18 protein-coding genes and 1 pseudogene are annotated in these 20879 nt (G+C 59.0%); 11 read left to right on the top strand and 8 right to left on the bottom strand.

Going from position 1 to position 20879, the window contains the following annotated elements:
* Positions 1-163: 163 nt before the first annotated feature.
* Complete coding sequence (phnF, locus tag BLM14_RS26860) at positions 164-898, bottom strand: phosphonate metabolism transcriptional regulator PhnF (RefSeq protein WP_100003125.1); 735 nt, start codon at positions 896-898, stop codon at positions 164-166.
* A 111-nt stretch (positions 899-1009) separates the two neighbouring features.
* On the opposite strand from phnF, the gene BLM14_RS26855 reads away from it, so the two are divergent.
* The 3 genes from BLM14_RS26855 (at position 1010) to BLM14_RS26845 (ending at position 5065) form a co-directional block, all read left to right on the top strand.
* Positions 1010-2524, top strand: a complete 1515-nt coding sequence (locus tag BLM14_RS26855; protein WP_100003124.1) for an alkaline phosphatase family protein — start codon at positions 1010-1012, stop codon at positions 2522-2524.
* Between the two features lie 131 nt (positions 2525-2655).
* Positions 2656-3903: an ABC transporter substrate-binding protein gene (locus BLM14_RS26850; RefSeq protein WP_100003123.1), complete on the top strand. Its 1248-nt coding sequence runs from the start codon at positions 2656-2658 to the stop codon at positions 3901-3903.
* Between the two features lie 4 nt (positions 3904-3907).
* On the top strand, positions 3908-5065 hold the full coding sequence (locus BLM14_RS26845; protein ID WP_237143710.1) for an aminotransferase-like domain-containing protein: 1158 nt from the start codon (positions 3908-3910) through the stop codon (positions 5063-5065).
* Positions 5066-5163: 98 nt separating this feature from the next.
* On the opposite strand, the gene BLM14_RS32200 is transcribed toward BLM14_RS26845, so the two are convergent.
* Both BLM14_RS32200 and BLM14_RS26835 read right to left on the bottom strand, forming a co-directional pair.
* The gene (locus tag BLM14_RS32200) at positions 5164-5685 is read right to left on the bottom strand and encodes a dienelactone hydrolase family protein (protein WP_237143730.1); all 522 of its coding nucleotides are present in this window, start codon (positions 5683-5685) and stop codon (positions 5164-5166) included.
* A gap of 33 nt (positions 5686-5718) precedes the next feature.
* Positions 5719-6147: a LysR family transcriptional regulator gene (locus BLM14_RS26835; RefSeq protein WP_335672094.1), complete on the bottom strand. Its 429-nt coding sequence runs from the start codon at positions 6145-6147 to the stop codon at positions 5719-5721.
* 199 nt (positions 6148-6346) lie between these two features.
* Here BLM14_RS26835 and BLM14_RS26830 point away from each other — a divergent pair, with 199 nt between their 5' ends.
* The 8 genes from BLM14_RS26830 (at position 6347) to BLM14_RS26795 (ending at position 15784) form a co-directional block, all read left to right on the top strand.
* Positions 6347-7918, top strand: coding sequence for an ABC transporter substrate-binding protein (locus BLM14_RS26830; protein ID WP_100003414.1), 1572 nt, complete (start codon positions 6347-6349; stop codon positions 7916-7918).
* The gene (locus BLM14_RS26825) at positions 7918-8991 is read left to right on the top strand and encodes an ABC transporter ATP-binding protein (RefSeq protein ID WP_100003122.1); all 1074 of its coding nucleotides are present in this window, start codon (positions 7918-7920) and stop codon (positions 8989-8991) included. The genes BLM14_RS26830 and BLM14_RS26825 overlap by 1 nt, the downstream gene beginning before the upstream one ends.
* On the top strand, positions 8988-9980 hold the full coding sequence (locus BLM14_RS26820; RefSeq protein ID WP_100003121.1) for an ABC transporter ATP-binding protein: 993 nt from the start codon (positions 8988-8990) through the stop codon (positions 9978-9980). Before BLM14_RS26825 ends, BLM14_RS26820 begins: the two co-directional genes overlap by 4 nt.
* Positions 9980-10915 carry an ABC transporter permease gene (locus BLM14_RS26815; RefSeq protein ID WP_100003120.1) on the top strand — a complete coding sequence of 312 codons (936 nt, stop codon included), beginning with the start codon at positions 9980-9982 and terminating at the stop codon, positions 10913-10915. The genes BLM14_RS26820 and BLM14_RS26815 overlap by 1 nt, the downstream gene beginning before the upstream one ends.
* 9 nt (positions 10916-10924) lie before the next feature.
* Positions 10925-11788: an ABC transporter permease gene (locus tag BLM14_RS26810; protein ID WP_162293271.1), complete on the top strand. Its 864-nt coding sequence runs from the start codon at positions 10925-10927 to the stop codon at positions 11786-11788.
* A 69-nt stretch (positions 11789-11857) separates the two neighbouring features.
* Entirely contained in the window at positions 11858-12997 is a 1140-nt protein-coding gene (locus BLM14_RS26805) for an NAD(P)/FAD-dependent oxidoreductase (RefSeq protein ID WP_100003118.1), read from the top strand.
* Positions 12998-13023: 26 nt separating this feature from the next.
* Positions 13024-14268 carry a M24 family metallopeptidase gene (locus tag BLM14_RS26800; protein WP_100003117.1) on the top strand — a complete coding sequence of 415 codons (1245 nt, stop codon included), beginning with the start codon at positions 13024-13026 and terminating at the stop codon, positions 14266-14268.
* A 43-nt stretch (positions 14269-14311) separates the two neighbouring features.
* The gene (locus tag BLM14_RS26795) at positions 14312-15784 is read left to right on the top strand and encodes an alkaline phosphatase family protein (protein ID WP_100003116.1); all 1473 of its coding nucleotides are present in this window, start codon (positions 14312-14314) and stop codon (positions 15782-15784) included.
* An 817-nt stretch (positions 15785-16601) separates the two neighbouring features.
* Here the strand turns inward: BLM14_RS26795 and folD are convergent.
* The 5 genes and pseudogenes from folD to BLM14_RS26770 all read right to left on the bottom strand — a co-directional run.
* Positions 16602-17495 (bottom strand): annotated as a pseudogene (folD, locus tag BLM14_RS26790) (bifunctional methylenetetrahydrofolate dehydrogenase/methenyltetrahydrofolate cyclohydrolase FolD); the annotation flags it as partial.
* Between the two features lie 3 nt (positions 17496-17498).
* On the bottom strand, positions 17499-18383 hold the full coding sequence (gene purU, locus BLM14_RS26785) for a formyltetrahydrofolate deformylase (RefSeq protein WP_100003114.1): 885 nt from the start codon (positions 18381-18383) through the stop codon (positions 17499-17501).
* Positions 18384-18424: 41 nt separating this feature from the next.
* Complete coding sequence (locus BLM14_RS26780) at positions 18425-19240, bottom strand: 3-methyl-2-oxobutanoate hydroxymethyltransferase (protein WP_100003113.1); 816 nt, start codon at positions 19238-19240, stop codon at positions 18425-18427.
* A gap of 47 nt (positions 19241-19287) precedes the next feature.
* Complete coding sequence (locus BLM14_RS26775; protein ID WP_100003112.1) at positions 19288-20514, bottom strand: NAD(P)/FAD-dependent oxidoreductase; 1227 nt, start codon at positions 20512-20514, stop codon at positions 19288-19290.
* Positions 20515-20553: 39 nt separating this feature from the next.
* A complete protein-coding gene (locus BLM14_RS26770; protein ID WP_100003111.1) occupies positions 20554-20871 on the bottom strand; it encodes a MocE family 2Fe-2S type ferredoxin in 318 nt (105 codons plus the stop codon).
* Positions 20872-20879: the final 8 nt, after the last annotated feature.

The raw sequence follows: 20879 nt of genomic DNA, 5'->3' as shown, positions 1-20879 counted from the left end.
GTCGCTGCACTCAGAGGTACTAACTGTCGAATCAGAGTTACCGATCTTCTCTGGCACGACATAGATGAGAACGAAACACGTTCGATTGGAGCAGTCAGGGTACTACGCTCGAGCAGTGCAGCGCCATGACTGGCGGCGCGCGGTTTGACCTTTGAAATGATAATCACATGTCCATGACGAATTCGACGCGGCTCGAGCAAAAGCAGGTAGCGGCATACATAACTGGAATGCCATCTGAATCGACATTAGTCACGATCACCTCCAGCACACTTTCATTCGGCGGCATCCTCAGATAGCGCGCCTCATCGTTGGTTGGCTGGCGCGAGCGCACACGCATCATCTTTCGCTGAAAATCAGTAATCCCGACTTGGTGCAGACAAGCAGTTATCGAAAGGCGTTCTTTTTCTTCCTGCTGAGCCGAACGAAACACCTCGGAAATTCCGGGAAGCCGTGACGTGGGAAAGTAATTGCTCCCATAGCTAAGGGGAAGGCCATTGGCCTCTCCTAGAAGCCTTGCCAGTGTAGCGGTTTGGCCGACTGGTATGCCCAGCCCCGCCGCGACCGCTTCATCCGCCGGAAGGTCGCCCAATGATATCAGTTTCCGGCTCGGAACTCTATTTAGCCCGACCAAGTTTTCCTCAAACCGGGTTCTTGGTCCCATGCGATAAGATATAACGTCTTCTACAACGAACGCACCTCTTCCGCGTTCGATTCGTACGAGCCCCTCGTCTTGAAGGTGAGCCAAAGCTCGCAGCGCGGTATGTCGGTTTACACCAAACCGAATGGCCAGATCAGGGGCGGAGGGAATTCGAGAACCTGGCGTCCACACTCCGTTGGTTATTTCGTTAGCTAGGGTTTCCCCCATTTGCCGCCAGAGGTTCATACCATCGTTCTGCATTCCGTCTTCCTTATTAAACTTCTATGTCAAGTTTTGCGCTGTCACACAGATGTCATATAGGCGCTCTATTGATGTGGTCTAGACCACTAGACCGCGAAAGATGGCACCGAAATGTATCCCTCAATTGTTAAATTTCTTGTTGTGAGCTTCGATGGCTTGCGTCCTGACCTCATTGATTCTGCCCAGACTCCAAACATTGCGCGACTAAGGGCTCTTGGCACAAGCCTTGCCGCACAACGGACAGTTTATCCGAGCGAAACCCGCGTTGCTTTCCCCAGTCTTGTCACTGGCGCCACTTCCAGCCAACACGGCATGGTCGGCAACAAATATGTCGATCGTGGAACTACCCCGCAACGATACGTGGACACGTCCGACGCCGTCCTGCTCGACCGGCTGAACCGCGAAAGCGGCGGCAAGCTGATGAGTTCGCCGACGCTGGGCGAAATCTTAGGACGGGCGGGAAAAAGCCTGGCCGTGCTTGCCACAAATACGCCGGGCACCACGCGTTTTTTCCATCACAAGGCGGAGGAATTCGGCCATATCCGCATTTCTGGGCATTTCCCGGAAGCCTGCACCCCGGAAAGCACGCTGACGGAAATTACCCGCCGCTTCGGACCTTTGCCGCCGGTGCCGCCGCAGGGCGAGCCGGACATCGAAGCACAGACATTGATTACCTCGATCTTCCTCGATTATCTCTGGCCGGAGCATGCCCCGGACGTCACCGTACTGTCTTATGGCGAGCCAGATACCTCGTCGCACTTCAACGGCACGGGAGGGGCCAAGACCCGGCAGGTGATTGACCACTGTGATGCTGAGTTCGGCCGCATTCTCGACTGGTGGAAAGCCGAAGGGAGGGCCGCCGGGGTCCAAATCATTGTGCTTTCGGATCACGGTCACATTACCGCCCATACACGTGTCTCGGTCGCCGACAGTCTAACGACCGCAGGCTTCAGCCCGGCCACAGCACCCGGAAGCGGAGTCAATGTTGTCGTTGTGCCTGGACAGGTGGGGGCGCTCTACCTCACGGACCGCTCGACCACGCAGCTTACCCGGCTGGTCGAAGCGCTGGTCGAACAGCCATGGGTGGGGCCGATCTTTACGACTGGAAAGAACGAGGTCGAAGGCATAGCGCCCGGCAGTTTCGCCAGCCATCTCGTCTTTGCCGACCATCCGCGCGCGCCGGATGTATATTTCTGCTTCCGCGCCGACGACAGCGTCGATGAATTCGGATTGGTCGGCGGCACCTTCTACGACAATGACCGGCGCCCGGGTCTCGGCGTGCATGGTGGTCTGCATCCGAAGGAGCTTGCCTCGGTCGGTATTGTGGCCGGCTCTGCCTTCCTCGACGGCGGTTATGTCTCCGACATCCCCTCCGGCATATGCGACATCACGCCGACCATCCTTTCGCTCATCGGCATGGCCATTCCCAACACCATGACTGGCAGTGTTTTGTCTGAGGTTCTGCGCGAACCCCGTACAGGTAGCTCTGGTAGCTCATTACCCATAGTCCGCACACCCCAGATCTTTGAGACCGGCCTCAAGAACTATTCCCAAAAACTGCAACGCACCAGTGTCAACGACGCCCTTTACCTCGACGGCGGCTGGGTGCATCCGAGCGCAATCTAGCACTTGCGATACATTGAAGTGACGTCGCAAGCGCAGCTTGCAGGTGCCAATTTGTCGAACCGCTTCTGTCGATTATCCGCGTCGGAAAATCGACTGTTAGTATCAGCCCCACTAAATACGGAGAAACCCGAATGTCCGTTAATATCTTAAAAGTACTAGCCGTTTCCCTTCCCGCTCTTTTCTCGACATACGCCTCGGCGGAAGACTTAAACGTACTATATTCCAACGCTTATATTCTTAAGAAGCCAATGGAGGAGATCGTTAAGGGCTTCGAGGCTGCCCACCCTGGCACGACCATACACCTGTCAGATGTCAAAGGTTATGCTGATATGACGCAGCTTATGCTGCGGGCAGCGATAACCGGCGGAGTTCCTGACGTAGCTTTTCAAGGAACAAGCTTTCTTCAGGTTTTTGTTGACCGTGGTCTAGCCGTTCCACTCGATGATTTTATCAACTCCGAGTCAGATTGGAAGAACTTCGGTTATTCGAATTCGATTACCAAAATTGGCCAAGTGAATGGCAAGACGTACGGCATTCCTTTCGCTATCTCTATCCCGACGGTCTATTTTAACGGCGATCTTGTGAAGGCTGCCGGAGGTGATCCGCAGAACCTTCCGAAGACCTGGGATGGCATTCTTGAACTCGCCAAGAAAATTCAGGCGCCCAGCGGCGGGATCTACTTTGACTACGCCCCCACTGGCAACTGGACCTTTCTCTCTCTGATTCAGGCCGCTGGTGGCGGAATGATGACGCCGGATATGAAGAAGATTGCCTTCAACGGTAGGGAAGGCATGGACGCCCTGAAGCTGTTGAAGGCGATTGGCGAAGCAGGCATGAAAGATATGAGCCGCGATCAGGCAAAGCAGGCTTTTGCCGCCGGCTCCATCGGCATTTTTGTAACCTCCAGCTCAGACATCACAAGCTATACCGAGCAAGCGGCGGGTCGGTTTCCGCTCATCGTTTCCCAATTTCCGGTCCCCTCCGAGAACGGCACGCTGCCGGCAGGAGGAAACGCCATCATGATTCATACCAAAAATGCGTCCAAGCAGAAGCTCGCCTGGGAGTTCATCAAATATGCGACCAACCCAGAATCGCAGACGGCCATGGTGAAAGCTGCTTCGTATATCCCGGTGAACGAACGGGCCGTGCAGGATGCGGAACTACTGGGAAACTACTACAGGGACAATCCTAACCTCCGAATTCCGGTCTCTCAGCTTGCTCAGCTCAGCGGTTTTTTCTCTTTCCCTGGTGAGAATTCTACCAAGATCACCAAAGCCATCAAGGATCAGTTGCAAGCGGTCATCACGCTTAAGCGCTCACCAGAGGATGCCATGCTGCAGATGGCGAGCGAAGTCGAAGCACTCCTTCCTAAGGAGTGATCTGTTGCTCGACACGGTTGCGGCCATTCGGGCCGCAGGCCTCTTTTCACGTAAGGACAATTCAATGTCACGAGAACCCATCAGCCTGATACGTACAACGCCGCCCACACCTTCATGGGTCGGCGAGGAGTTTTCCAAAGCTTTCGTCGAACTCTCGAGGCGAAGCGACTTACCGACCTTAATGCGAACACACAAATTTAACGGTTCGATGGAAGATCGGCGCGCCGGCAGTCTCTGGCTGAAGCAGCGGTTTGGTGAACATCTGGATCCGGATCGCATCATTGTTACGAACGGCACTCAGAACGCCTTGTTTATAACGTTGGCGACGATGGTGGGCCGAGGCGGACTGTTGCTCACGGAGCGTCTTAGCTACTACGGCTTTCGTCGTCTCGCTACCTTTTTGGGCATTGACGTGCGCGCGATCGAGATGGACGATGACGGCGCTTTGCCAGAGGCGTTCGAAGCCGTATGCAAAACCGATAAGCCAAAAGCTCTTTTCCTGTCGCCCACGCTTCACAACCCCACAACTATCATAATGTCGCGCGAGCGCAGGTTGGCATTAGCTGAAATAGCGCGCAGACACGGTGTGATCATCATCGAAGATGACGTGTACGGCCTCTTGCCAAAGGATGCTCCGCCGCCAATCGCGGCCTTGGCTCCTGACGTTACATGGCATGCAACGGGACTTGCAAAGTGCATCGCGCCCGGCCTCCGTATCGGCTATCTCGTAGCACCCGACGCCGCAGCCTGCGCAAGGGCCTTTCAGCCCTTCAACACCACCTCCACCTGGTTCGTCTCACCAGTTTCGGCTGCCATCGTTGAGCACTGGATCGGCAATGGTGTTGGTAAGCGCATTCTTGACGCCGTGAGAGAAGAAGCTGCGGCCCGTCAGACGATCGCGCGATCGATCCTAGACGGCGCAAGCTACCTGGCCAAACCAGAAGCGCTGCATTTGTGGCTCGATCTGCCTGCTGGCCTCACACAGGAAGGGTTCATCAGTGCCTGCAATCAGCAAGGGGTCGTCCTCCGAAGTGGGGAAATGTTTGCAGTGTCGAACGAGCAGGCCTCGCCTGCAATACGAATCGTTCTTGGCAGCCCCAGCAACCGCGAGGAATTGACCACAGCTTTGGAAGGGGTCGCTACCGTTCTAAAAGCAGCCTGACTTGTCTGGGCCATGAGCTGGTGAAGGTTGCTGTATCGATGGCTTGCGTTAAAAAATTACAGCAACCTTTCCGCACTCGTGGGGCAGACCTGCATGGTTCATCCGAGCCGCCAATCGCTCAACTTCTTTCCTGGAGCGCGGTGATCACGGCTGGTAGCACCGGGCATCCCACTTCTCAAAAGCAGCTCTACAATTTCGAATACTGGCTCTGTCGCAATAGCCAAGCTCGCCTGCCTGCTTGCAGTCCATAGCGGTCCGTTTCCGTAACGATCTATCGCGTTGACCTCTGCGCCGGCAGCAACCAGTTTCCTGATAATCTGAAGGTGCCCATTCTGAGCCCGCGACGTGTAACATAGTAAACCCGTCTTTATCGGCAAGGTCCGGTCGGTGCTGCCCCAAATCAAATGCAGGGGCGGCAATGAGCGGACAGGCTGCGAATAGCCATTCGGGAAACCGCCATCGATTTGCACCAGAGCGTCAATATCGGCGCGCCCGACCGAGGCGGCCGAAGCGATTTGCGCGCCAAGGGAGATTCCGAGAACGCCGACCTTACCGCCATGGCGTGGTTGACCATCAAGATAGGCGGCCACGCCTTGAACGGCAGAAGTCCAGTCCGGCAACCGCTGCGCATAATGGGGCTGGCTCGGTCAACATCAGGTCTCGGGGCAACAGTACGTCGAACCTGTCGGTCGAAGCGGGTGCGGACAAGGTACTGATGAGGAGAACTCGCGCAAATTGGGGATCGGAACCGTATAGGCGAAGGTGGAAAGCGACGTCCGCACCACGAGACGATTGGCGTCCGTCCTGTCGCTGCGACGCATCCACTTTGCGGTGAAGAGAATGGTATCAAGCGGTGCGGCGACGGCATCGGCGAACAGTCGCCCGAAATCCGTCAACTGGCTCTGGCGGCCGCGCCGCTCGATCAGCTTTGCCCCAAAATACTCCTCCAGCACCGCAAGACGGCGGCTGACGGAGCTCTGGGTAATGCCGAGTGTCTTCGAAGCCCGCGTGACACTGTTGTCTCGTGCGACCTGTACAAACGCCCGCACCGCATTGAGTGAAAGATCCTTTTCGTCGGCCAAGCCTGTCTCTCCTAAACATGGTTCGAACCCATCCAGATACGCAGGTTTGCTATCGCATTATTCGATGATTGTCATCGCTCCGTAACAAAACCGGCGGATGGTCCCGACCGAACACCGGTGCACCTCATTGAAGTGCCCAGAGCGCCCTTAACAAGATGCCAAGCTTTGTGCGGCAAAAACTCAGATGGGAATGGACAACATGCGTGATCTGACATTTACAAGGCGCAATATACTGGCTGCCGCTGCGGCAGGCGGTTTGATATCCGTGACCGGACTGCGTTTCGCCGCAGCACAGGGGAACGATCGGCGCACGCTCAAGGTGGGTATGTCCCGCTTCCCAGCGGCCCTTGACCCAGCCCTCGACAACAGTACAGCCACGCGACGCGTCGTCCCGCAGATGTTCGATACGCTTATTGGCTTTGATCAGACAGAAAAAATGGCATTGCGTCCGGCGCTCGCCGAGCGCTGGGAGCGAGTGGACGCGACGGCGCTGCGCCTTTTCCTCCGCAAAGGCGTGACCTTTCATGACGGAAGTCCTTTCACCTCCCGCGACGTCGCGTTTTCACTCAGCCCAGACCATCTGCTTGGCCCCGGCAAGGCCGGCAAGACCGTCGCCATGCAGACGCTCGATACCGTTGATCGCGTTGAGATCGTCGACGACCACACCGTCATCGTGCGCGCCAAGGGCGATGATTCGCTCCTGGAAAAGCGTCTTGCTTCCTGGGCATCGGAAATCGTCAGCAGCCACGCTTTCGACGCAGCCGGATCCTGGGACAAGTGGATCCAAGCGCCCGTCGGTACGGGTCCATATCGGATCGTCAGTCAGACGCTTGACGTGAACGTCGTCCTGGCCGCCTTCGATGCGTACTGGGGCGGAGAGCCGCCATACGCGGGTATCGAATACCGGATCATTCCGGAGCTTGCTTCGCGGATGAACGCGCTTGCCGCCGGGGAAGTCGATTTCATCACCGATCTTTCACCGGATTTGTTCGCTGAGATCGAAAGACAGTCTGGGCTCGAAGTCGCTGGTGGTGCGGTCCAAAACATACGCTGCCTAGCGATCGATACGACGGGACCCGTTCTCTCTCAGGTTGGCGTGCGGCGAGCGCTTAGCCTGGCGCTCGACCGCAAGGCGTTGGTCGAAGCACTGTGGCAGAGCCGGGTGCCGATCCCGAACGGCTTCCAGTTCCCCAGCTTCGGAGAGGGGTACATTGAGGACTTTCCCGCTCTCGCCTACGATCCCGATTTGGCAAGCAAACTCCTCACCGAAAGCGGCTACAAGGGCGAGACGATCGCCTACAAGCTTCTGAACAACTATTATCCCAATCAGGTCGCAAGCGCGCAGATCATGGTCGAGATGTGGCGGGCGGTGGGCCTCAATGTCGAAATCCAGATGATGGAGAATTTCGCCCAGATTGAAAAGAAGCCGATCAACGCGATCTATGACAATTCGACTACGGCTATTTTCCCGGACTTGCTCGCCCACGCGTGGCGACTTTTGGGTCCAAACGGCGAGCTTCCCAAGCTGGGCATCTGGCAAGACAAGGAGTTTTTCGCTCTTGGCGAGAAACTCAAATCAACGGTGGAGCCGGCCGACCGGCGCGCGATCATCCGCAGGATGCTGGAAACTATCGATCACGGCAACCCACCCTGCGTCATTCTGCACGGTTCAGGTCAGTTCTACGGCAAGCGCAAGGACATCGCCTGGGGCCCGGGTCAGACACTCGACCTGAACTTCGGTCCTTTCAACGCTGCCTATACGCAGAACTGATGACCACGCTAGGAGGAACGGCGGTGCAACATCTCGTCGGTACCGCACCAGCATCCGCGTTCCCCGCGACTTCGTCGTCGGGAGCATTGCTTACGATCGAGGGCCTGGCCGTCGACTTCAGCGGTGTGCGGGTCATTCGGGGGATCGACCTCACGCTTTCACGGGGCGAGTCACTTGGTATTGTGGGCGAGTCAGGGAGCGGCAAGTCCGTCACCTGGCTTGCCGCCCTCGGGCTGCTGCCGCGCACGGCCACCGTGTCAGGAAGCGTCCGTCTGGACGGGGAGGAAATGCTGGGCGCAGCAGCCACGCGGCTCGACCGGATCAGGGGCGGGCGCGTGGCGATGATCTTTCAGGATCCGTCGAGCGCGCTCAATCCTGTCATCCGGATTGGCCGACAGGTTGGCGAAGTTCTCGCGCGACATCAGGGGGTGTCGGGATCGAGCATTCGGGCGGAAACGAAACGTCTATTTGACCTCGTGGGCCTGCCGGACGCGGCGCGCCGGCTCGACGCCTATCCCCATGAGCTGTCTGGCGGCCAGAACCAGCGGGTCATGATTGCCATGGCGCTCGCCGGAAAACCGGACGTCCTGGTTGCCGACGAGCCGACAACCGCGCTCGACGCTACGATCCAGGCTCAGATACTGGATCTCCTGACCACCATTCGTCGCGAGACGGGCATGGCTCTTGTCCTCATCAGCCACGATCTCGGCATCGTTTCCGAGACCTGCGAACGCATCATGGTGATGTATGGCGGCCGCGTCGTCGAGACGGCGCCGCCAGACTCCATCTTTGCGAGTCCGCAGCACCCCTATACGAAAGGTCTCCTTGCAGCCTTACCGCCTTTCGAAGGTGCGTTGCATCGGCTCATACCCATCGAAGGACAGGTGCCGGAGCCGGCAAACATGCCTCGGGGATGCCCGTTTGCGCCCCGCTGTCCGCAACGTCTGGCGGTTTGTGAAGAAGCTGTTCCACCGCTCACGCAAACCGATGCCGGCCATTTCTCCGCCTGCGTTGCAGGGGCCGCCACAGAGGCCCAGCAATCCCCGAAAGTCAACAAAAGCGTGCTGGCATGACTGAAAACATTCTTGAACTGCACGGCATTTCCCGAAGCTATTCGACGCGGCAGGGTCTCTTCGCAAGAAAGGTGCCTGTCCATGCCGTCGATGAGGTGTCGCTGTCGCTGCAACAGGGGCAGACGCTGGCGCTCGTCGGCGAATCCGGTTCGGGAAAATCAACGACAGGACGGATCACGCTTGGTCTTGAACGGCCGAACAGCGGATATGTGCTCTTCCGCGGGTCTGAACTGCCGACCACCGATACACCAGCCTGGCGCCGCATGCGCACGCAAATGCAGATGATCTACCAGGATCCACTCGCCGCGCTGGACCGCCGGCTGTCCATCCTCGATCAGGTCCGCGAACCTCTCGACATTCACGACATCGGATCTGCGTCGGAGCGCAACAACAAGGCGCTGGCGATGCTCGACGCCGTCGGCCTGAATACCAGTCATGCCGCAAGTCTGCCGCATCAGTTGTCGGGTGGGCAGCGTCAGCGGGCTGTTCTCGCCCGGGCGCTGATCATGCAACCGGCGTTGCTGGTCTGCGACGAGCCGGTCTCGGCTCTCGACGTATCGATCCAGGCCCAGGTGGTGAACCTTCTCATGGACCTCCAAAAGGACCTGCGTCTCAGTCTTCTGTTTATCAGTCACGACTTGAAAGTGGTTCGCCAGATCAGTCAGCGTATTGCTGTGATGTATCTGGGTCGCATCGTCGAATATGGCGAGACAAATCTTGTGCTCTCGAACCCTACTCACCCTTACACCAAGGCTCTAGTGTCGGCAGTCCCTGTTGCAGGCCGGCGCACGCGTGAGCGCATCATCCTCAAAGGCGAACCACCCAATCCTGCGGCCCGTCCGAGCGGCTGCGCGTTCCACCCTCGCTGTCCCGCTGTGCGGCCGGAGTGCATGAGCCTCTCCCCCACATCCTCAACGCTGCCGGACGGACGCTCCGTCGCCTGTCATGCCGTCGATGCCGCCCAACCGACCAAGGAGGTTGGAATCTAATGCTTCGGTTCGCTGCTATCCGTATCCTCCGTGCCGTTCTGACAATCGCGCTGGTGGTCACATTTGCCTTCATCGTGCTCAGGCTTTCCGGAGATCCAGCCCGCAGTATCATGGGCGACGATGCCTCGCCCGAGGCCATGGCCGCCTTTCGCCGGGAGTGGGGTCTCGATCAGCCTCTCTGGATGCAATATCTCCACTACTTCGCAGCGATTTTTCAGGGCGAGTTCGGCCGCTCGATGCGTGGCGGCGGGCCTGCACTTGACCTTGTCCTGGGACGTATCCCGGCAACGCTCATGCTGACCCTGCCTGCACTTCTGATGAAATTGGCGATCGGCATTCCAGCGGGTATCTATGCCGCTTTGCACCGGGACAGCGCCATCGACCGCGCCGTCATGGTCACGGCGGTCGCCGGCTACACCGTGCCAAGCTTTATCCTCGGACTCGTCCTGGTTCAAGTTCTGTCAATCTGGTTTGCCTGGCTGCCGACCGGCGGCACGGGCAGTCTACTGCATCTCATCCTGCCGATTATCACTCTCGGCGTTGGCGGCGCCGCCGTACTCGCCCGCTTCGTGCGAAGCGCGATGCTGGAAGTGCTGGGGCAACCCTACATCCGCACTGCCAGTGCCAAGGGAATCCCCTGGGCTGCGGTTGTACGTGGTCACGCGCTACCGAACGCCGCAATTCCAACTGTTACGATTGTCGGCTTTATGGTTGGCAACCTGATCGCGGGTGCGGTCGTGGTCGAGAGCGTGTTCTCCTGGCCGGGTCTTGGCAATCTGCTGGTCGTATCGGTGACAGCGCGGGACTTAGCGGTCGTGCAATGCATTCTCCTGCTGGTCGCTGTCGCAATGGTGCTTTCCAATCTCGTCGTGGACTTTCTCTACGGCTTTCTCGATCCGCGCCTGGCCGAAGCCAACTCGACCGGAGGACACTGAGACATGAACATGATGGAAAAAGTGACCGAAACAGCAGCTGGCAAGCGGAAGAACACTAAACACCGTCGGATCCCATTATCCGTCATCGCTAGCTTGCTCTGGATTGTTCTTATCGTCGCCGTAGCGCTGCTCGCCGATCAAATCACCCCATACCAATACACCGCTCTTGATCTGCCGAACCGGCTGGCCTCGCCATTCCACCCGCAGCATCTGCTCGGAACGGACGAACTGGGACGCGATATTCTGTCGCGATTGATCGTGTCCGTTCGTATCTCGGTTCTGGTCGCACTGGGGGCGACGCTGATTTCGGCTTGCTTTGGCACGACGATGGGTTTTGCGGCGGCCCACTTTCGTGGTCGCGTCGAGCAATTCATCCTGATGCTCGCCGACTTCCAGGCGGCCATGCCGTTCCTCATCCTCTCCCTGTCGGTGCTTGCGTTTTTCGGCAACGCTTTGCCGTTATTCATCGGACTGATGGGGCTTTACGGCTGGGAGCGTTATGCCCGTATCTCTCGCGGGCTTGCGATCTCAGCCAGTGCGCAAGGCTATGCCGGCGCTGTTCGTCAATTGGGTGCGAGCCCGACGCGGGTATATTTGCGGCATATCCTCCCGAATATCTCATCGACGCTCATTGTTTCCATGACGCTCAGCTTCCCGGAGATCATCCTCATGGAAAGCAGCCTGTCCTTCCTGGGCCTTGGCGTTCAGCCCCCGCTGACGAGCCTCGGCAATATGGTCGGCTATGGCCGGGAGTATATGACCCGTGCGCCCTGGATCATGTTTGCGCCTGCTGTGCTGATCGTCACGACAACGCTCTCGATCAGTTTGTTGGGCGACTGGCTGCGCGACCGGCTGGACAAGGGACTGCAGTGATGCGGGAACGCAGCGGAGGCTGCAGCCGTATCAGCGGCAAGAGGATCAAACAGATCGCAGGGTTTATAAATGAGAATAATTGTTATCGGAGCGGGCGCAATCGGTTGCTCTGTTGCCTATCACCTGGCCAAAGAGGGTGCGAGCGTTACGGTCGTCGATCCCGAGGGGTTGAGAGGTGGAGCGACCTTAGCCAGCTTTGCCTGGCTGAATTGCCACGACAAAAATCCAGAGGATTACTACCGCCTCCTGATGCGTGGAAACTCGGCTCATCGTGAACTCGGCGACGAGATCGGCCATGCGAACTGGCTAAGGCTTACGGGCGCCCTCGAGTGGTGGCCAGCGAATACCGAGAAAGCAAAGAACCATGCCGCGCGGCTCGATCGGCTGCGTTCCTATGGCCATCCGATCGAGTTGTTAAGTGCCGACGACGTGCTTGCCCTGGAGCCGGATGTTTCCCGATCGAGTTTGGAAGGCTGTGAAGCCGTATATTATCCGACGGATGGCGCTGTCGATACCGTCGTGTACCGCCACGTGCTTATGCGGGAAGCGGAGCGCCGCGGGACGACCCTTGTCGAAGCCCGAGTCGCAGATCTCCTGGAACGTTCGGGTCGGGTCGCAGGTGTAAGGCTTGGTGACGGACGCGAAATGGAAGCCGACTATGTCATCAATTGCGCGGGCCGCGCGTCCAACGCCATTGGAATTCGCCTCGGATATTCCGTCCCGCTGGATTGGCGACCGGGAATGACCGTGACCACAGACGTGACCCGCAACAATATCAGCAGGGTCATCAAGGCGCCGAATATCTATATCAAGCCGGAGGGTGCGGGCCGTCTGCTTTTACACGCAAAGTCCGCTGATCAGACGCTCAATGATATCCACGCGCCGGATGCGGGGAAGGAAGGCGCTGAGGAAATCGCAAGACTGGTGCAAACCGTTCTTCCGACCGTGCGGGACGTCAAGATCGCCTCGGTGAGGATCACCGTCAGACCTTATCCTACCGACGGAAAGCCCGTCTTTGGCCCTCTGCCAGGTGTTGCTGGCTACCATCTGGCGGTCCTGCATTCCGGAATTTCCCTGAGTCCGCTGATCGGTCGTGCCGCGGTGGAGGAAATCCTGCACGGCAGAACGTCAGCGGACTTCGAAGCTTACAGACCGACGCGATTTTCCGCCTCAGCTGCGGCGGCCCAGGTCTCGGCGGCGCCGATTTAGACCATTTTCTCGAACAGGAACATCCCATGGCCTTTCTCCGCCCACTCAATCGCCAGCGTGCCCAGATCCTCATGGAGCAGGAAGGGCTGGACGGAATCGTGCTGATCCAACCCGAGTCGATCATTTATGGCACGGGAGCACGTCCAGGCGGCGCTGCCGGCTGGCGACGGGCAGGCGCTGTCTTCGTGATCGTGCCTGCGGATTCGAGAGAGCCCCTCACGGCTATTGTCGGCGATTTCTACGCTGAAGAGTTTCGAACCGCTTCCGGAATTGACGACATCATCACCTTTCCGGTCTGGGTCGATCTGATCGACATCAGTAAGGTCCCGAATGGGCAACTCACGGAGCGGCTCTCGGCCGCTCGCCCGCCAGAGCAAGTGCATCAAAGACCAGCAAACTTTGACCGCAGACAGACATTTGCGCTGCTTGCGGGGACCCTGGCTCGCCGCGGGCTTTCAACTGCGCGGCTCGGTACCGAGCACGCCTTCCTGCCGGTTGCAGATCAGGCCTGCTTCAATGAAAGCTGCCCCAATGTTCGCTGGTCGGATGCCTCGAAACTCGTCAGTCGCCTGCGAATGATCAAGTCCATCGCCGAAATCGAGCGGCTGAAACTCGCTGGCCAATCTGCCGAGGCTGGCACGGCAGCTGCCATCGCCCACATCCGGCCCGGCTGTACCGCGGACGAACTGCTTTCGGTTTTCCGGACGGCCTCTGCGCAATGCGCAGCCGAACTCGGATATAACGGCCCGGTCCTGGCGAACGGCGGCATCACGATCGGACCTGGCGCGACCGGCAAAGGTCGTCCAGCCGAACGCGGAGACGTTATCCGTCTTGATCTTGGCTGCGTCGTTGACGGTTACACCTCTGATTGCGCGCGCACCGCCGTGCTTGGTTGGCCAAGCGCTGATCAGCAGGCAATCTACGGCGCTCTGCGCAACGCCTTTGAAGCCGGCTTGGAACGCCTCCGTCCCGGCGTGCCGTTGCGTGAGGTCCATGCAACGGCAATGAAGACCATGCATGCTCAGGGCTTTGACATGTACTGCCGCGGCCATTTTGGCCACGGCCTCGGGGCTTCGGTGTTTGTCGAGGAATGGCCGTTCATCGCGGCGGATGAAACAACGGAGATCGAACCTGGCATGGTCCTCGCCTATGAGTTGCCCTGGTATATCCGAGGCCTCGGCGCATTCATGCTCGAAGATCAGTTTACTGTCGGCGCGCGATCAGTGGACGCTGGTTGGACATTGTCGCGCGAACTGGCGATATGCGACTGACGCATTCCTACGCAACCACCTCGGCAACAAGAGTTAGGACAATATGCGATTTCTCATCATCAGCTTCGACGGCCTTCGCCCCGACCTCGTCTCTTCCGACTTGACGCCGAACCTCTGCCGCTTGCAGTCCCTGGGCGTTACGCTGTCGGAGCATCGGACGATCTACCCCAGCGAAACCCGCTCAGCCTTCCCTAGTCTTGTTACCGGTGCCACGACAGGGCGCCATGGCATGGTGGGAAACCAGTATGTCGACCGGTCTGTTAAACCGCCGCGCTACATCGATACGTCAGACGCCGTGCTCCTGCGAAAGCTCGACCTGGAAAGCGGTGGACGACTGCTGTCTGTGCCGGCGCTCGGCGAGATCCTCGCTGCAACTGGGCGCAGCATGGCCGTGTTGGCCACCAACACACCTGGCACGACACGCTTCTTCCATCACAAGGCGGAGGATTTCGGGCATGTTCGACTTTCCGGACATTTTCAGGAGGCCTGCACGCCCAACGATGCATTGGCGGAAGCTGAAGCCGTTGTTGGGCCGCTACAGCCAGCGCCGCCCGGGACCGAGCCTGACACGGCCGGGCAGGACTGGATCACCTCGGCCTTTCTTGAGGTGGTCTGGCCGAAATACCGACCGGACGTCACGGTTCTTTCCTATGGCGAACCCGACATCACCTCGCACTTTCATGGCACCGGCGCCGAGGCGACGCGTGGCATTATCGCCGATTGCGACCGACAGTTCGGGCGTGTGCTTGACTGGTGGGAGGCGGAAGGGCGCACCGAAGGCGTGCAGATCATCGCGATCTCGGACCATGGTCACGTCACGGGTCAAACACGTGTTTCGGTGATCGACAGTCTGCGTGATGCCGGCTTCCGACCTGGTACCGCACCCGCACCGGATGCCGATGTCGTTGTCGTCCCTGGTCAGGTCGGCGCGCTTTATCTCGCGGACCCCAGCACCGAACAGATCGCGCGGTTGGTGGCAATGATTACGAGCGAGCCGTGGTGTGGACCGGTGTTCACACGTGCAAAGAACGAAACTGAGGGCATTGCGCCCGGCAGCCTTGGCAGCCATCTGGTCTTTGCTGATCATCCTCGTGCCCCGGACGTCTCCTTTTCCTTCCGGGCCGATGACGGCGTCGATCCGTTTGGCCTCATCGGCGGAACGTTCTATGACAATGATCGCCGCACCGGGCTGGGCGTCCATGGCGGACTGCATCCGAAGGAACTCGCCGCAGTCGGCATAGTCGCCGGCTCGGCATTTGTCGGGCCCGGTTCCGTCTCCACAATTCCCTCTGGCATCTGCGATTTTGCTCCGACCATTCTCCACCTTCTCGGGATTGCCGAGCCGAACACAATGACCGGCCGCGTCCTTCACGAGGTGCTCCTACAGACAGCGCAGGCGACTGCAGACGTCCGGAATGAAGTCTTCGAAGCTAAGCTCGGCGGATTCCGCCAGGTTCTTCGCCGTGTTCAGGTCGGCGGCGCCACCTATATCGAGAGCGGCAGGGTGGAGGGTTAGTCGTCGGCACCCGTGTCCAGTGAACGTAGCAAAGGTCTCGTGTAGAAGCACGTCGCCTGTCGGTCGAGGCGGGCGCCGATAGGAGCTGATCACATCGACCGTCACACCCTCCTCGCGTCCAGCCTCACTGATCTAGTTGATTCCATCCCGCCCGAAACCCTTCGCAATCACAAGGCCGGTCTATTTCTGCGGCCCCTATTGTCGCGCTGCAGTTAATTATAAGAATGCCGAGTCAGTGATTTCAATGAGTTAGCTTTGCACTTAATTTGATAACGTGCAGTTTATTTGAGAATTCGGTGCCGACCACTGCAGTTAATTTGAGAAACGATCCACACAACGTTGGCTCTTGCTCGTTGCTGACAGGTGTGGGCGCCTAGGCGTCACTCTCTTCAGAATATTCCATTAATTTCAGTTAGATAGCCTCACGAGCCGCGCAGCGTCTGAAGTCTCAATATTGCAGTTAATTTGAGAATCCAAGCGACGTCATTCTCAAATTAAGTGCAGCGGTCAAGCGTGAACGGCCGCATTCTTACGATTAAGTGCAGTGCGACATCCTAAACTTTCGCCCGCGCGCCGATCTCATCGGTGGTGGGGCGAACCATTGTCGATTGCGACGAATGTCCGTACTCGCTCGCATTTCGTCACCTCCCCTTGTCAATTTCTGCAGGGGGGCTTCGCTGTTATTGAATCACTTGTCCGTCGCTACGCCAGAAACGCCTTCTCGTCCGCCTTGACCTGATCCATGTTCTGCAGGCGGAAGATTTCCTCGACTGCAACCATGTCCTTGTTGACGTTGTTGCGACAGGTCCATGCCACTCTCAGGACAGGAAGCATCGATTGAATTTTGAGCGGCCTTTAGGGTGTTGGCCATGAGCATCGCGATTGTCATGGGGCCGACACCTTCCGGAACGGGCGTGATGGCGGCAGCGACCTGCTCAGCTTCCTTGAAAGCAACATCACCGATAAGCCGCGTCTTGCCTTCGCCTTTCTCGGGCGCAGGGATCCGGTTGATGCCAACATCGATTACCGTAGCGCCGGGCTTCAGCCAGTCGCCCTGAACCATCTCGGGGCGACCGACCGCCGCGACCAGAATATCTGCCTTCCGGCATATCTCCGGCAGATCCCTCGTACGGGAGTGGGCGATTGTCACGGTGGCGTTCGCGTTGAGCAACAGTTGCGCCATCGGCTTTCCAAAAAGGTTCGACCGACCGATTACAACAGCATTAAGGCCGGAAAGATCGTCTCCGTGGACGTGCCGAATGAGCACCATAACGCCAGCTGGTGTGCAAGAGACCAGACCCGTTTTGAGATCGCCGATCGCTACCTTTCCAGCGTTCACGACATGAAGACCATCTACGTCCTTCTCCGGGTGGATCGCCTGGATGATTGATTCTGCGTCGAGATGCTTCGGCAATGGGAGCTGAACGAGAATTCCGTGAATCGTCTTGTCCGCATTGAGCGACGCCACGCGCGCCAAGAGCTCTTCCTGCGAAGTTTCGATGGACAGGATATGTTGCACAGATCGGAAGCCACACTGCTTGGCCATCTTGCTTTTCGCATTGACATAGGTGTGACTTGCTGGGTCATCCCCAACCATAATGACTGCGAGACCCGTTTCGATGCCGGTGGTCTCTTGGAGCGAAGCAGCGCCTGCCTTTACAGCATTGATAACAGCGGTTGCGATCGGTTTTCCGTATAAAATTTGGGCCATGCCTCACCCCATCCTTTCCGACGCGTAACTCCCCGGGCTTGCCGGGAAGACGACGGTGCGGTTGCCGTTGATGAAGGTGCGGTGGTGGATATGCGCGTGCACGGCACGGGCCAGCACCTGGCTTTCGACGTCTCGGCCGATCGAGACATAGTCCTCAGCCGACTGCGCATGGGTGATGCGGGCGATGTCCTGCTCGATGATCGGGCCTTCGTCGAGATCCGCGGTAACATAGTGCGCCGTCGCGCCGATCAGCTTCACACCGCGCTCATAGGCCTGCTTGTATGGGTTGGCGCCCTTGAAGGACGGCAGGAAGGAGTGGTGGATGTTGATGATCTGGCCGGACATCGTGCTGCACATCTGGTCCGACAGGATCTGCATGTAGCGGGCAAGCACGATCAGCTCCGTGCCGGTCTGCTCGACCACGTCCATGATCCGGGCTTCGGCCTGCGGTTTGTTGGCCTTGGTGACCGGAATGTGGTGGAAGGGGATATCGTGATTGACGACGACCTTCTGGTAGTCGAAGTGGTTGGAGACGACGCCGACGATCTCGATCGGCAGCGCGCCGATCTTCCAGCGATAGAGCAGGTCGTTCAGGCAATGGCCGAAGCGCGATACCATCAAGAGCACCTTGGTGCGCTCTGACTGGTCGTGGAGCGCCGTTTCCATCGCGAATTTCGCGGCAATCGGCTTCAGCCCTTCCTCAATCGCGGAGCGGCCAACGCCTTCCTCCGAGATGAAGCTAATGCGCATGAAGAACAGGCCGGTTTGGAGATCATCGAACTGCGAACTGTCGATGATGTTGCAGCTCTGTTCAGCGAGATAGCCGGAAAGCGCCGCGACAATGCCGCGGGTAGATTTGCAGGTGACCGTCAAAACGTAAGTGTGCATGGTTTGTCCTTGCTCTGCCGTCCCGGAGTGCCGAGCCGTTGTTATCCTGCGCGAGAAACGGTCTGATCCTGTGCGTCGATCCTACTCAGAAAACCCTCAAGCTCCTCCGGCGCTATGCCGACGAGGTGTACCTTTTCCGGATAGGCGCCGGACCGCACGTCCTCGACATATTCACGGAAGGCTGCGATGCGCTCCTGCTGCAGCCGATCGAACCCGGCGGCAAAGTTGCGATAGACCTTGGCATGGCGCGGATAGTGGCCACGGTTTTGCCCGAGCACGTCCTCGGCAAAGAGGTACTGGGCGTCGCATCCGGTGCCGGCACCCATGGACAGCATCAGGAGTGACGTGCGCTTGGAGATCGCCGAGGCGACCTCGGCGGGCACGACCTCGATCTCGGCGGCAAACGCGCCGGCCTCCTCGAGCGCCTTCACCTGGCGCCAAACCTCGAGCGCACTCGCGGCACTCTTGCCGACGGCACGGAAGCCGCCGGTCCAGGTGGCTTTCGACGGGATCAGCCCGACATGCCCGCAGACCGGAATCCCCTCCTCGCGCAGCCGTCGGACTGTCGAAAGCCCCGCGGCGCAATAGACGGCGTCGCCGTCGGCACGCATCGCCTGGAAGGCGGCGCGAAGATAATCTTCGGTCGTTACGAAATCGTCGAGCCCGGGAAAGGCGAAGACGGATGGGGCCACCTCGCGGAAGGCGGGGCCAAGCAGTTGCGGTGGAACGGAGACAAGGTCGATGCCGGCCTTTTCGGCCGCTTCCGCTTCCTCGAGTGTGACAACGCGCAGCATGGTGAGTTGCCTCTTACCCTTTATAGACAACAGATCGGCGACGGTCGGGCGGCGGTGTTTCATCGAAATCTCCGGTATTTGCAAAGTTGAATGGCGAGCTCTGGCGGCGCTCAGGCCGCCAAGAGTTTCTTGAGCTTGGTCTCGGGCGAGGCAAGTGCTGCTGGGTCCGGGCGGCTACCTGCGGCGATGAGCATTTCCGCAAGGCGAATGTCGCGGGCGACCGCACTCCCGGGGCCAATGCCGCTTGCGGCGATCAGCCGCCCCTCGCTGGCGAGGTGGAACAGAATGAATGCGTCGTTCCCGAGGTCGCGTCGGACAGTCGCCACAGCGCCATCGGCGAGGCCGGCAATCTGCAGAGTCAGCTCGTATTGATCCGACCAGAACCACGGTACGCTTGTGACAGGCTCGGCCGCACCCATCAGGTTGGCAGCAGCGATCGTCCCCTGATCCTGCGCATTGCGCCAGGCTTCGAGCCGCACCCGCCGGCCGTCGTAGTGCGAGAGCGGAAAGGAACAGCAGTCGCCCGCCGCATAGATGTCGGGGTCCGAGGTTTCGAGCGTTTCGTCAACGGCGATGCCGTTTTCGACCAGGATTCCGGCAGCCTCCGCAAGTTCGGTGTTCGGGATCACCCCAATGCCGACGACAATGAGATCGGCGGGCATACAGGCGCCATCGGCGAAGAGGACTCGTCCGTTATCATCATCCGCCTCAAGCGCCGCGATGCGCGCGCCGCAAACAATCTTGACGCCTTCCTGCCGGTGCCGCTCGGCAACGACTGCTGCGATCTCCTCCGGCACGCCGCGGGAAAGGATGCGCGGCAAGCCCTCGATGACCACGACGTCGGCGCCGAGCTTGCGGGCCGTCGCAGCGAGTTCTAGACCGATAAAGCCGCCGCCGATGATGGCGAGCTTCCGCCCCGGCGCAAGTTCGCCACGGATCGCCAGAGCATCGGTATGGGTCCGGAGCATCCGGATACGCTCGATGTTCCCGCTCACGCTCAGAAGGGCGCGCGGCCGGGCGCCGGTCGCAAGCAGCAGCCGATCGTAGTCAATGGCACGGCCATCCGCGAGCCGCACCGCCTTGCGCCTTCGGTCAATCGCCTCGACCGGGACACCGATCAATACGGTAATCTGAGCGTCGTCATAGCGCTCGGGGCCGGCCACGTATTTCGGCGCCCCCCCGCAGGCGAGCCCTTCCTTGGAAAGCGGCGGCCGCTCGTAAGGGAGGTGGGGTTCAGCGCCGATCAGGGTGATTTCGCCCCCAAAACCCTTTTCCCTGAGGGCAAAAGCCGCCCTTGCGCCGCATTCGCCGGCGCCGACGATCACAATATGGCTCATGTTCTCCTCCCCTCGCGCCTGAAGCATCAGGCCGCGTGCTCAGGTAATCGCTATGAAGACGCTGCCGGCCTCGACCTTGACCGGATAGGTCTTCAGGTTGACGCAAACGGGCGCCCCCTTGGCCTGGCCGGTTTTATAGTTGAAGCGACCGTTGTGCTTCGGACATTCGATGATGTCGTCCATCACCAGCCCCTCGGCGAGGTGGATCTGCTCATGGGTGCAGAGCCCGTCCGTCGCAAAGTATTCGTCATCGGGGCTGCGGTAGACGGCGAAGGTACGGCCTTCATGGTCGAAACGGATGACGTCTTCCTCGTCGATATCGTCGGCTGCGCAGACCTGGACCCAGTTCGAGCTCATGGTTTCCT

Origin of the sequence: Phyllobacterium zundukense, assembly GCF_002764115.1 — a bacterium.
In the GTDB taxonomy this organism is placed as follows: Bacteria; Pseudomonadota; Alphaproteobacteria; order Rhizobiales; family Rhizobiaceae; genus Phyllobacterium; species Phyllobacterium zundukense.
The sequence above is the reverse complement of the archived record's forward strand: the minus strand, read 5'-3'. Positions and strand labels throughout refer to the sequence as shown.

Coding starts and splice junctions, on each gene's coding strand:
- phnF (WP_100003125.1), bottom strand. CDS start 898: ATGCAGAACGATGGTATGAACCTCTGGCGGCAAATGGGGGAAACCCTA.
- BLM14_RS26855 (WP_100003124.1), top strand. CDS start 1,010: ATGTATCCCTCAATTGTTAAATTTCTTGTTGTGAGCTTCGATGGCTTG.
- BLM14_RS26850 (WP_100003123.1), top strand. CDS start 2,656: ATGTCCGTTAATATCTTAAAAGTACTAGCCGTTTCCCTTCCCGCTCTT.
- BLM14_RS26830 (WP_100003414.1), top strand. CDS start 6,347: ATGCGTGATCTGACATTTACAAGGCGCAATATACTGGCTGCCGCTGCG.
- BLM14_RS26825 (WP_100003122.1), top strand. CDS start 7,918: ATGACCACGCTAGGAGGAACGGCGGTGCAACATCTCGTCGGTACCGCA.
- BLM14_RS26820 (WP_100003121.1), top strand. CDS start 8,988: ATGACTGAAAACATTCTTGAACTGCACGGCATTTCCCGAAGCTATTCG.
- BLM14_RS26815 (WP_100003120.1), top strand. CDS start 9,980: ATGCTTCGGTTCGCTGCTATCCGTATCCTCCGTGCCGTTCTGACAATC.
- BLM14_RS26810 (WP_162293271.1), top strand. CDS start 10,925: ATGATGGAAAAAGTGACCGAAACAGCAGCTGGCAAGCGGAAGAACACT.
- BLM14_RS26805 (WP_100003118.1), top strand. CDS start 11,858: ATGAGAATAATTGTTATCGGAGCGGGCGCAATCGGTTGCTCTGTTGCC.
- BLM14_RS26800 (WP_100003117.1), top strand. CDS start 13,024: ATGGCCTTTCTCCGCCCACTCAATCGCCAGCGTGCCCAGATCCTCATG.
- BLM14_RS26795 (WP_100003116.1), top strand. CDS start 14,312: ATGCGATTTCTCATCATCAGCTTCGACGGCCTTCGCCCCGACCTCGTC.
- purU (WP_100003114.1), bottom strand. CDS start 18,383: ATGCACACTTACGTTTTGACGGTCACCTGCAAATCTACCCGCGGCATT.
- BLM14_RS26780 (WP_100003113.1), bottom strand. CDS start 19,240: ATGAAACACCGCCGCCCGACCGTCGCCGATCTGTTGTCTATAAAGGGT.
- BLM14_RS26775 (WP_100003112.1), bottom strand. CDS start 20,514: ATGAGCCATATTGTGATCGTCGGCGCCGGCGAATGCGGCGCAAGGGCG.
- BLM14_RS26770 (WP_100003111.1), bottom strand. CDS start 20,871: ATGAGCTCGAACTGGGTCCAGGTCTGCGCAGCCGACGATATCGACGAG.